8 protein-coding genes are annotated in these 12,244 nt (G+C 51.5%); 2 read left to right on the forward strand and 6 right to left on the reverse strand.

The features are described 5' to 3' along the window. Positions 1–59: 59 nt before the first annotated feature. From ACUY4Q_RS17945 to ACUY4Q_RS17965, 5 genes are all read right to left on the reverse strand, one after another. A complete protein-coding gene (locus ACUY4Q_RS17945) occupies positions 60–1,487 on the reverse strand; it encodes a 6-phospho-beta-glucosidase (RefSeq protein ID WP_458044064.1) in 1,428 nt (475 codons plus the stop codon). A 61-nt stretch (positions 1,488–1,548) separates the two neighbouring features. Continuing rightward, positions 1,549–3,441, reverse strand: a complete 1,893-nt coding sequence (locus tag ACUY4Q_RS17950; protein WP_458044065.1) for a beta-glucoside-specific PTS transporter subunit IIABC — start codon at positions 3,439–3,441, stop codon at positions 1,549–1,551. A 95-nt stretch (positions 3,442–3,536) separates the two neighbouring features. Then, entirely contained in the window at positions 3,537–4,373 is an 837-nt protein-coding gene (locus ACUY4Q_RS17955; RefSeq protein WP_458044066.1) for a PRD domain-containing protein, read from the reverse strand. Positions 4,374–4,577: 204 nt separating this feature from the next. After that, complete coding sequence (locus ACUY4Q_RS17960; RefSeq protein WP_458044067.1) at positions 4,578–6,359, reverse strand: hybrid sensor histidine kinase/response regulator; 1,782 nt, start codon at positions 6,357–6,359, stop codon at positions 4,578–4,580. Continuing rightward, complete coding sequence (locus ACUY4Q_RS17965) at positions 6,356–6,988, reverse strand: LuxR C-terminal-related transcriptional regulator (protein ID WP_458047383.1); 633 nt, start codon at positions 6,986–6,988, stop codon at positions 6,356–6,358. The genes ACUY4Q_RS17960 and ACUY4Q_RS17965 overlap by 4 nt, the downstream gene beginning before the upstream one ends. 179 nt (positions 6,989–7,167) lie before the next feature. On the opposite strand from ACUY4Q_RS17965, the gene ACUY4Q_RS17970 reads away from it, so the two are divergent. Then, positions 7,168–7,482, forward strand: coding sequence for a putative periplasmic lipoprotein (locus tag ACUY4Q_RS17970; RefSeq protein ID WP_458044068.1), 315 nt, complete (start codon positions 7,168–7,170; stop codon positions 7,480–7,482). A 206-nt stretch (positions 7,483–7,688) separates the two neighbouring features. Further along, positions 7,689–10,763, forward strand: a complete 3,075-nt coding sequence (locus tag ACUY4Q_RS17975; protein ID WP_458044069.1) for an autotransporter outer membrane beta-barrel domain-containing protein — start codon at positions 7,689–7,691, stop codon at positions 10,761–10,763. A 622-nt stretch (positions 10,764–11,385) separates the two neighbouring features. Here the strand turns inward: ACUY4Q_RS17975 and ACUY4Q_RS17980 are convergent. Beyond that, positions 11,386–12,120, reverse strand: coding sequence for a GntR family transcriptional regulator (locus ACUY4Q_RS17980; RefSeq protein WP_458044070.1), 735 nt, complete (start codon positions 12,118–12,120; stop codon positions 11,386–11,388). Positions 12,121–12,244: the final 124 nt, after the last annotated feature.

A 12,244-nucleotide genomic window follows, 5' to 3' on the forward strand; every position in this document is an offset into this window, starting at 1 on the left:
GTTGAAGACTAAAGGTAGGCCCGTGCTGCCACGGGCCGCCAGAAGGTCAGTCGTTAGCGTTAAATCCCGGTATCGCCGTTAGTGGCAATGACCTTTTTATACCAGTCGAAAGAGCGTTTTTTACGACGGGCCCCGCTGCCGTTACCAGCGTTGTCGCGATCGACGTAGATCAGACCGTAACGCTTTTTCATCTCACCGGTGGTGAACGACACCAGATCGATACAGCCCCAGATGGTGTAGCCCATCACGTCCACACCGTCACACTCAATGGCCTTTTTCATCTCCTCGATGTGGAGACTCAAAAAACCGATCCTCTCCAGATCGTCGACGCCATCCTGCGTCAACACATCGTTGGCGCCAAAACCATTTTCGACGATGAAAATGGGCAACCCGTAACGGTTATTAAGCATATTGAGGTAATAGCGCAGGCCAACGGGATCGACCGACCATCCCCACTCCGTTGACGAAATATACGGGTTTTTCACCAGATGATTATCCCCCAACAGATTATCCTTCAGACGCTCTCCTCGTTCGCAGGCCGAGAGCGTATTGCTGAGGTAATAGCTGATGCCAATATAGTCCACGGTGCCGCGCTTCAACACGCTGAGATCGTCCTCGGTCACATCAATCTCATAGCCCCGGTTCTCCCACTCTTTGCGCACCCATGACGGCCAGGCCCCGCGTACATGCACGTCGGTGAAGAAGAGCTGCTTTTCATTTTCCCGCTGAGCGAGCAGGTTATCGAGCGGATCACTGGTGAGCGGGTAGTTCGGCGTCGCCGCAATCATGCAGCCAATGTGAAAATCCGGGTTAATTTTCCTGCCCGCTTCCACCACTTTTGCGCTGGCCACCAACTGATAATGCGCCGCCTGGTACACCACCTCCTGACGGTCCTCTCCTTCGCCATAAATAATGCCGGAGTTGGTAAAGGCATAAATCGGATTATCGAGGATCTGCTGATTATTGATCTCGTTAAACGTCATCCAGTATTTAACTTTGTTCTTATAACGCTCCATGACGGTCACGGAAAAGGTGGTGAAAAAGTCAATTAATGCCCGATCGCGCCAGCCGCCGAATCTCTCCACCAGAGACCAGGGCATCTCAAAATGCGAAAGCGTGACGACAGGTTCAATGCCATATTTCAGCAGCTCATCAAAAAGCGCATCGTAAAATGCCAACCCTTCTTCATTTGGTGCGCACTCGTCACCCTGCGGATAAATACGCGTCCAGGCAATGCTGGTGCGAAAACATTTAAAACCCATCTCCGCGAATAACTGAATATCCTGCGGATAGTGGTGATAAAAATCGATCGCGTCATGATTCGGATAAAAATGACCGTCCATGATACCCGGCGTTATCTTGCGGGCCCTTTCTTTGGTGCCATCCGTCATCACATCAGCAATACTGATGCCCTTCCCGCCAACGTTCCATGCACCTTCCACCTGGTGGGCAGCAACCGCGCCGCCCCAAAGAAAATCTTTTTTCATGTCTGGATTCCTGTTTGAAGATCTTTATCTGCAATATTTAATGGCGTCAGCACACGGACAATTAACAGTGACGGATAATTTTAAACAGCGTGTCTTTTTCACTGACGCGACCATCCTGTTCAATATGCACATCGCCCCCGGTTCCGCGATCGTCGACGTAAATGACCGGCGTAATCAGTGACAGCCCCTCACGCTTAATCGCATCCATGTCGAAGGTCATTAACACCTGCCCGGCAAGAATGTTATCGCCGACGTTCACGCAGGGCGTAAAACAGCGACCGTTGAGGTGCACGGTATTAATGCCGACATGAATGAGCACCTCATCCCCTTTATTTGAGGTCACACCAATGGCATGGCGGGAAGGGAACATGGATGAGACCACGCCATCAAACGGGGCATAAACCGCATTTTCCAGAGGAATAATACCGACACCCTGCCCCACCACACCGCTGGAGAAGACATCGTCCGGGATCTCACTCAACGGGATCACTTCACCGCGCAGTGGCGAGAGAATATCGCTAATAGGCGTCGTTTCTGCCGCCGGGGCCGCTACTACAGCAAGCGGTGTTTGTGGTGCGGCGGCAGCGGCTTCTGGCAGCAGTTCGCTCTCCTCACCTTTTTTAACGCCAAAACACCAGGCCAGCACCGCACCGGCAATCATTGCCGCCAGCACGCCGGCGAAATAGCCGAGTTTCGGGGTATAAACCGGAATGGAAAAGACGTTGTGGAAGACGTAGGCATTCATGGTTACGCCGGTGACACCGCAGATAGCGCCACCGATGGCCCCTGCCAGCGCAACAATGACCATCAACCTCTTGTAACGCAGGATAAGTCCATAAACGATAGGCTCGGTCACGCCTGCCAACAGCCCGGTCAGAATGATTGGCCCGGTCAATGCGCGCATTTTCGAATGTTTGCGGGAGCGCAGCCAGAAGCCGATGGCCACGCCAATTTGCGCGAAGACAGACGCCACGGCCATGCCTTCAATCGGATCGCCGCCGGAGACACGCAGGTTTTCCAGCGTGATCGGCGAGAAACCCCAGTGCAGCCCCAGCATCACCATAAATGGCATGCCGCCGCCAATCACAATCCCGGAGAGCAGTTTGCTCTGGCTAATTAACCACATAACACCGTGAGAGAGGCCGTTCCCCAGCACCGTGCCGAAGGGGCCAAAGAACAGCGCCGTAAAGGGCACCATCACCATCAGAGAAAAGAGCGGAACGGCAAAGAGCTGGATCTCTTTGTAGATGATGCGTTTAAGCAGTTTGTCGAGCCACGAATAAATAAAGATGGCGATAAAGATCGGGAAAATGGTGGTGGAATAGTTCACCGCCGTCAGCCCCATACCGAGGAAGGTGGTATCTGCTTTGCCAATCAGCGCGGTGAATGTGGGTTCCATTAAGGCCGCACCAATGGTGCCGCCGACGTACATGTTGCCACCAATTTTATTGGTGAGCGTGATGCCGAGGAAAACCGGCAGGAAATAGAAAATCGCATTGCTCGCCGCACTCAGGACCGCATACGTATCACTGGCATCGGAAAGCAATTTGGCCTCGACCAGCACCGTTAATACGGCTTTCAGCATCCCGGAACCGGCCATGGCCGGAATTAATGGGCTAAACGCACTGGAGATAATTTCAAAAACCGCGTCCATGCTGAATTTTTTACTTTTCGCGGAATCGCGGCTCTCATGTGAAGCCTGCTTGTCTTTCCCGGTCACCGCCAGAATGGCATCGTAATATTCCGCCACTGCACTGCCGATGACGATTTGATATTGGCCGCCGCTCTCCACGGCCGTGAGCACATAGGGCAATTTTTTCAGCGCCTCGCCGTTGGCCTGGGCTGAGTCCTTCAGGGAGAAACGCAAGCGGGTGGCGCAATGCACGACGCTTTCAATATTCTCTTTGCCCCCCACCAGCGAGACGATTTCTTTACTCTCATTTTCATATTTCATGATGCCACCTGGCCTCTGATACTTTTCTTCAGGTAATAGCGGGCCGTAGAAAATGCCGAAGCATTTCCCTGGTGTTGGCCTGCTGATAAATTAAATTAGTTGCTTAATGACAACCGATTCAGTCGCAGCGTGAGATAGACAATATCGTCTCGCGTAACTAACCAGTCGTATTTACTTTCTAAATAACGTTTTATTTTCATCGCACAGAGATAGTCGTTTTTGTAGCGCCCGGTCAGTAATCGCTCCAGCGTCGTATCGCTGTCATCAATGGCTTTGGTTTTTAAATGGCGCATGATGTAGTAACGCACATGAGTGACGAACCGGGTGTAATCGTAGGCCGCTTCATTAAACTCCTTTTGATAGTGGTACTTCACAATATCCAGAATGTTATTAATAATTTGCGTGACCTTCATGGTCTCATGCATGTCATTTTCGAGAATGCCACCGTTGACGATGTGCAGCGTGATAAACACCGCCTCATCATCCGGCAGGTCGACACCAAAAGTATCGCGAATTTTTTGTAGCGCCTGCAGGGCATAGTGATATTCGTTGAAATAGATCTGTTTAATATCCCACTTCAGTGGACTACTGATGGTGACCCCTTCCCGCGAACGCTTTAATGCAAAACCAATATGGTCTGCCAGCGCCGGAATAATCGCCTCATCAATCCGATAGCCCAGGATCTGTTCGCCGTTTTTAATGATGCCGATGGCTATCTCAATTTCTTCTGCATTGATATGCGATGCCAGAGAATGGGTGGTTTTACTGAGCGCCGCCGTCGCCAGTACAAAACGTTTTTCCACCAGGGCAGCATCAACCCAATCCCCTTCGCGTTTGTTAAACCCCAGCCCTTTACCAATGACGATTTCTTCCTGACCGGCTTCATTGAAAACGAGAGACACATTGTTATTAAATACTTTTAAAATCTTCATGACTGCGCCGTCGGTTTTCTTCAGGTAAAAAAAAACGTGACCAATTAATTCCCTGTAAGGGGAACAAATTGGTCACGCCTGCATTATCAGTAACGATCCTCTGCGGCTATTGATAGGGAAGTCCGCAGTCAAACGCAATTCCTGTCCCGATGATTTGTGACTCGATTCACAAAAAAGCCTTCACCGGGCACCTCATTCTGCTTACTAGTGGGTCGACCACTGCGTTAACAGCGCGTGAAGGGTCGCGGGCTCAAGGGGTTTGCGCAGAACCAGATAGCCCTCCTCCTCGGCTTCACGCAGAACCGGAGAGTTGAACTCACCGCTGACCATCGCCCCGCTGACGTTGGGCAGGCGTTCAATTAGCGCTTTCAGAATATCAAACCCACTCTCCCCCGAGCGTAACCGCTGATCGCACAACACAACGCTGGGCGTGAATCCCCCGTCAACAATGGCAAAAGCCTCTTCTGCGGAGTCAGCGCAGCGCACCGTAATACCCCAGCTGCTCATCAGACTTTCCCAGGCAGAGGTGACCAGCGGATCGTCGTCCACTACCAGGCAGTACCCCTTCAGCGATGCGCGGCGGCTGACTGGGGCCACGGCGTCACTGGCCGGCGCGGGGTCAGCCACCGTGACATCGCCGGTATACTGCCGAAAACGCATCCAGAAGCGGGAACCTTTGTCCTCAATGGATTGCATACCGTATTTCACGTTCATCAGTTTTGCGCAACGGGCTACCACGGCAAGCCCAAGGCCGTGACCGGCACTGTCTATTTTCCACGCCAGTTCGGGTCGGTAATAGGGGGAGAAGATTTTGCTTTTCTCGCCGTCAGCAATGCCTACCCCGGTGTCCCACACCTCAATGAGGCACTCTGCGCCGCGCGGGCGAATCGCGACCAGCACTCCCCCTTTTTGCGTGTAACGCAGGGCATTCTGAATCAGGTTGATCAGCGACTGGCGCACCAGTAACGGATCGCCCATCACATGGATCTGCCGCCCTGGTCGCCAGGTTCGCAGCTTCAACCCCCGGCTTTTAGCCTCTTCGCGAAAAAGTGTGATAACCGAATCCAGCAACGCACCAATGTCCACATGGGTGGTGGCCGTGGTCATATTACCGGATTCAATCTTGCTCAGATCCAACAGTGAATTGAACATCAGTTGAACGGAGCGCACGCTTTGTTGCAGATCCAGCAACTGTGGCATCAGCGCGTCGTTGCTGTTTTTATGGATAATCGCCTCGATAAGAAAGCCCATGGCGTGCACCGGCTGGCGCAAATCGTGGCTGGCGGTGGTCAAAAACTGATTTTTATCCAGCAGCGCCTGCTCGGCCTCTTCCTTTGCCTGACGAAACTGCTCGGCAAGGCGGGCGCTCTCCTCTTCAAGCCTGGCCTGCTGAATGAAAAAGGCGTGTGACGTTAACGCATGGCGGTAAATCGCAAGGGCATAGAGTAAATTCAGCATCAGTACGATCAGCATGACATTGTCCATGCGGCAGATGATGCCAATGTTTAACACTCCCCAGGAGGCGATGAAAAAGCGTTTAAAGGTGCTGATAACGGGTGTCAGATGGGTCGCGTTAGCGGCGACGATCGCAGCGATGCTGATATTCAGAAGCAGGAAAAAATCAAAATTTTGGCCCGGCGGCGTAATCCAATAGAGCGAGGAAATACCCAACCCATGGGCAAGGGCGACTTTATTAATATGCGGAAGCCAGCGGCGCAGGACCTCCTCTTCGTTAATTTCTTTCACCTCCCGCTGATAGCGGTGGTGCCATATTCTGATTATTACTGCACAAATCAGGTAAATACCGATCCAGACCAGCGTAGGCCCAGTGTCAGCACCCAACCAATATAGCCAGATTGCAAACGGAATGCCGACAAACGGCACGGCGGTAAAACTGAACACCAGGCGGATAAAGGTATTATTCAGCAAGCGGATCTGTGCCCGAGAGGAAATGCCACCCTCTTCGGTTTCGGCAACCCATTTCATGGCGTCTCTCCCTGCTTACCATGAAGGAGTGTTATTACTTCCACGCGAGTATTAACACCAAGCTTTTTTAAAATATTGCTGATGTGCTCTTTAACCGTAGGTTCTGAAATTGCAAGCTGCGAGGCGATCCTCTTATTTGGTAGGCCACGCATCATCATCTGTAAAACCTCGGTCTGACGAGGCGTTAAGTTAAATTTTTGCAATGCGTTGCTGGTTTTTGCCGAAATATCCACACTGGCTTCAGGGAACCATGACTGATTATTCATAAGCGCTTGAACTGCCTCACCAAATAATTCCGGTGCCGCATTTTTCAGAACAAAACCATGGCCGCCAGCGCTCTGCACTTTCATCCAGATATCATTATTTTCGTCGCCACTCACCACCAGTAACCGCATCTTTGGAAAGCGGTTTTTAATTTCTTTAAGTAATTTCAGGGCAGTAGAGGATGAAAGCCAGAAGTCGATGACCAGCAGGTCCGGCGGGCCATTGTCGCGGATATGCCGGTAACAGCTCTCCTCATCCGTCACCACCAAAACTGATTTGAATGCAAAGTGGGTCGACAGAAAATTGGCTATTCCGCTGCCTACCAGAGGGTGATCGTCAATAACCAATGCATAATTTTTTCCCAACGGTTTCTCCTTTTTTGTGAGTTGCACCAGCAATATTCTGCCAATTTTCCCTTTATCGACACTCCCTACTTTAGGAGGGTTTTTTATTCCGGGAAAGCGAAATATCTTATTTCAGGGTTTTAAAAAGTGAAACGTATTGCCATGCAGCAATCGATACTGCCTGGTTACAAGGATAATTTATGAAAAGACCACTCATCGCACTTGCTATTACTATGTTGGTAGCGGGTTGTTCGACGTTGAAAACCGATCAGGCTATTCCGTTGCTTCAGGCAGAAACGGCAAAAATGCTGGGTCTCGGATCTTCAGATGAAATTACCGTTACCCAAGTGAATGGTGCTCAGCCCGATGCGCTGGGCGGCCAAAAACTTACCTACCGCGCGACCACCGAAAAGGGCCGTATTTTCGATTGCTCATCCATGATGATGCCGGGCATTTTGGGCTCTGCGCCATCGCTGAGCGCACCGACCTGTACGCCAATCGTGACCCATAAATAATTTGTCAAAGAGACCGCGGCTAGCGTTCTCTATTTTCACTCGACGAAGCGCAATAATCAGGGAGTCACAGATTTTCGCTTCGTCGGTTAATTTACCTGCACGCCTGAATTCGCGAAATAAAGCGTCATACAAGTCAGTATCCGGAATTCTATTTCTACAAAATAATGGCCTTCGCGACATCACGTTAATCAATCTGGAGATAGCACGTGAATGACAATTTCTCGCACCAATTAAAAGTGAAGACATCACTTTCTAAACTTTACCTCGCTCTGTTCTCTGCCCCGCTGATGTTACTTACACCCGTTGATGCCCTGGCCGCCGACGCCATTTACGACGGCGATTCCACGGTCACGGAGTCGTTGGTCTATACCGGCGATGTGTACGTTGGCCGCACGCAAAGCGGCAATGTGCTGATCGATAACGGTAAAATTACCGCTTACAACGTGAATATCGGCAGGCTCTATAACGGTCAGATTTTTGAAAGCACGGTAACGGTCAGCGGACCGGATGCCGAGCTGAACGCCCTGAACGATCAGGCTGTACTGCACGGCAGTCTGGATCTTGGCCTCGGTACGCTTCGGGTTGAAAACGGTGCGCTGGCCAGCGCGAAAGAGATTGTGGTCGGCACCACCCGTGGCTACGACAGTCATCTCATCGCCACCGGTGCGAACTCCCGCGTGACCAGTAACTATCTGAGCGTAGGCACCACATCAGGCTCACGATCTACCCTGTCGATTGAGGATGGCGCTGTCGTTACCATCGCCAACCAGGCGCGGATCGGCGATGGCTACGATCCAGATGAAACCGACAAAGGGAATCCAAAAGCCACGGTGACGGGGGCAAATTCTCAGTGGAACGTCGCGCAGTTACTGACGCTTAACGGCGATATGGACGTGCTCAACGGCGGCGCGGTCACGGTCGGCAGCATCGAGGTCGCAGGCGTTTCCGGTTCCCGCAAAACCGCCGAACTGTACGTTGAAGGCAGCAATTCCCGCTTTACCAGCGGTAGCAACATTCTCGTCGGTGATTACGGCAACGGCGTTGTGTCAGCTGTGGATGGCGGCGTGGTCTCTGCGGGCAGCAACGCTATCGTACTTGGCGATACGGGTTCAGGCTCTAATCGCGGCGCACTGGTTATCGGCAGCCGCGGCAATTTCGATACTGGCACCGGTCTCACTGAGCCGACGCTGGGCCAGGCCGGCGGCGCAGGGACTATTGATGCGCAGACGACGATTAACCTGCGCGGCGGGCTGTTCGGCAGCTACGTCTACTTCAACCACACGGATGAAAACTATCAGTTCACCAACACGATGAGTGGTGAAGGTGATGTCATCAACACTGCCGGGCAAACCACGCTCAGCGGCGACCTGACCGGACTGAAGGCAAACGTCCTCGCCCGCAGCGGTAAGATTATTATCGCCAGTGATATCAACACGCAGCCTGAAACCGATATTTTTGATATTCAGACCCTGAGCGCGGAAAACGGCGGCACATTGATCCTCAACGCCACCGCCGGGAGCGACGTCAGCAACGGCCTTGGCTACAGTAGCGCTGCGTCAATTAAAGCGGGCGGTACCTTAGGAGGCACCGGCACCCTCGGGCAGACCGAAATTCTCTCCGGCGGTCATATTTCTCCGGGCGATGGCGGCATCGGCACCCTGACGCTGAAACGCTACCTGAACTTTATCGGCGAATCGTTCTATGACGTCGACATTACCGGTGACGGACGCAGTGACCTGCTCAACGTCGAAGGTAAGACCACCATCAGCGACCAGGCCACCGTACAGGTTACAGCGCTTGATCCGCAGACCAGCTACCAGACAGGCCAGACCTACCGCATTCTAAACTCGGCAGGCGGCATTGATGGTCAGTTCGCGTCAGCAGTCTCAAAATCCGCCTTCCTGGATGTGGCACTGAACCAGAGCGCGAATGCCGTTGATCTGAGCATCGCGCAGAAAGACACGGGTGGGAATCCTGGCAACCCTGAGAACCCAGGCAATCCTGAGAACCCAGGTAATCCTGAGAACCCAGGTAATCCTGAGAATCCGGGCAATCCTGAGAACCCAGGCAATCCTGAGAATCCAGGCAATCCTGAGAATCCGGGCACCCCTGAAAACCCGGGTAATCCTGGCACGGGCAACCCAGGCAGCGGCAAGCCGGGCATTTTCCAGACCGTCGCCCAGACGAGTAACCAGTGGAATACCGCAGGCGCGCTCTCTACCCTGACGCAAAGCGGCCCATCGCTTGCCCTTTACAACTCCCTGCTGATGTTAAGCGCACCGGAGGCACGCGAGGCATTTAATCAACTGTCGGGCGAGGCTTACCCTTCGGTTCAGTCCACGCTGATCGCGGGCAGCAGTCAGCTGTTTAATGTGTTGAATCAGCGAATGACGGGCGCCTTCGATGATGACATGCAGACGATACCGCCGCTGGCGATGTCCTTTGCGCAGTCGCCGGTCGAACAGAGTAATGGCGTTTGGGGTCAGACGTTCGGCTCCTGGGTGAAAACCGACGGCGACGGTAATACCGGTAAGCTGGATGGTAATACCGCGGGCTTCCTGTTGGGCGGCGACCGCAAGCTGGATGGGCAGAACGTGAGACTGGGTGGCTTCTTCGGCTACAGCCGTGGAAACTACGACATCGACAGCCGTCGCTCCTCAATGGATATCGATAACTACCATCTCGGCCTGTACGCGGCAGCGCGTCAGGAAGCCTTCTCCCTGCGCGGATCGGTGGGTTATACCTGGCATAAAATTGACGCCGAACGTAAGGTCGATTTCAGCGGTTACTCGGATCGCCTGAACGCGGACTATGACGCTAACTCGCTGCTGGCCTTCACCGAAGCCGGTTATCGCTTCGGCCAGGCAGAGCAGAACGTCGAACCGTTCATCAACCTGAGCTATGTACGCCTGAATACGGATGACTTTAAAGAGAAAGGCGGTGCCGCCGCGCTGAGCGTGCGTAATGAAACCACCGATACCTTCTTCTCTACGCTGGGTGCGCGTGCCGTAACCGAACTGCCGAAAAACGTCAGCCTTTACGGCTCGTTAGGCTGGCAGCATGCCTACGGTGATAAAAAAGCCTCCTCGCGCATGGCATTTGCCGGCAGCGATGGCTTCACCACCGAAGGTACCCCGGTTGACGAGGATATGCTGGTCGGCGATGTGGGCGTCAGCTTCGCGCTGCCGAACTCAGCGACGCTGAACGTGGGTTATAAAGGGCAAATCGGCTCTGATACCCGCGTCAACGCGGTGAACGCCAACCTCCGCTGGACATTCTGAGTGATATAACGCGTTAGCAACACGCCGCCCCGCAACGGGCGGCTTTTTTACTTCTTGAGCAAACCGATTATTTTGCGGTTCTGAAACAGCCCCGCCAGTCACGTAACCATTTTTCGCGTTTGATTTCCGGGTTTTCACTCACTTCAATCACGCCGAAGACACTCTTTTTTATACCTTTCACCTGCTCTTTGAGCACTGCGCACTTTGCGACGCCCTCGCCCGGCCCACGCCGTTCGCACGACACATTTTCATCTGTCGCCAGTATGGACTTTTCAGGAGGCTAATCCCGAAGCCTGATTTTGCAGGCGCAAAACCACCATACTGAGAATATATACAGGGAACAATGAAACGAGCCTGAGTGTGTGCGGTTTAATTGTAAAATGGAACAGCACTCGTAAAACAGAACTTACTTACTGAAATTTTAGGAATATCGGAATCTGTTTATTGCTTGAAAAAATTGAGACTGGAATTGTGAGCTGCGTGTTGAAATTTCAAGTGTAAGTAATTGAATCTATTAATTAAAAAACATCAGCCAGTAAGATACTGGTTCAGTATGCTTTTGGCAAATTAAACAAAGAATCATTTTAACTTGCCGAATGCAATTTGGAGTTTTAAAAAATAGTTATGTTCTTTCTGTATTTTGCCTGAGTGGAAAAAGACGAGTATTAATTATTGCGATGTTCACCTCACATGGCGTGCCATCATCCAGATAAACCGTTTCGTTAATCTCCATAACCGCATCATTTTCTTTTAAACCGAGTAATTGTATAACCTCAGGATCAGATAAATGTACGGCGGTCAGGTTTTGATCCCTACGTTGGACTTTCTTCCCCGTAAGTTGCTCAATATAAGTATATTTTGAAATTTCAAGCTGACTGAACTCCATGCTGCTAAACATGTTTACAGGCAAATGAATGTACTCAAGTGCAACGGGAGTCTCGTCAAAGCACATTAACCTCAGAATTTTATATACCTGATCGCTGTTCTTAATTCGTAAGGCTTGTGCCATATCCGCTGAAGGCACTTTCATTATACCTACCGTTATGATTTTCCTGACCCCTTTATGACCATTCTTTTGTGCCTGATAGTCAAAAGGTGAAAGAGCGTGAAATCGTCCAGAATGATTGCTCTTGCCTATAGATCCAACAAAGAGTCCAGAGCCCTTCACCCGATAAATCCGTTGCTGCTCAATCAGAATCCTCGTGGCTTCTCTTACTGTTGCTCGGGTAATGCCGATATTCTTTGCTATCGCAATTTCAGTATCCAATTTATCACCAGGAAGCAACTCATCCTCCTTAATCTTCCTGAGGATGTAATCGACAACCTCTTTCTGCTTCTCTGTAATGCCATCGATCATCTCTTTTTTTCCTGATAAGTGGGTATGTATGGCTCATCTGAGCCCAAATGTGAGCATGTTTGCACGACTTTCTTTTCTGTCTACTGATTCGTTCATAGCATTATGTGATCAAGTTAACGAATTT

It is taken from the genome of Phytobacter cepae, assembly GCF_054165735.1.

Coding starts and splice junctions, on each gene's coding strand:
- ACUY4Q_RS17945 (WP_458044064.1), bottom strand. CDS start 1,487: ATGAAAAAAGATTTTCTTTGGGGCGGCGCGGTTGCTGCCCACCAGGTG.
- ACUY4Q_RS17950 (WP_458044065.1), bottom strand. CDS start 3,441: ATGAAATATGAAAATGAGAGTAAAGAAATCGTCTCGCTGGTGGGGGGC.
- ACUY4Q_RS17955 (WP_458044066.1), bottom strand. CDS start 4,373: ATGAAGATTTTAAAAGTATTTAATAACAATGTGTCTCTCGTTTTCAAT.
- ACUY4Q_RS17960 (WP_458044067.1), bottom strand. CDS start 6,359: ATGAAATGGGTTGCCGAAACCGAAGAGGGTGGCATTTCCTCTCGGGCA.
- ACUY4Q_RS17970 (WP_458044068.1), top strand. CDS start 7,168: ATGAAAAGACCACTCATCGCACTTGCTATTACTATGTTGGTAGCGGGT.
- ACUY4Q_RS17980 (WP_458044070.1), bottom strand. CDS start 12,120: ATGATCGATGGCATTACAGAGAAGCAGAAAGAGGTTGTCGATTACATC.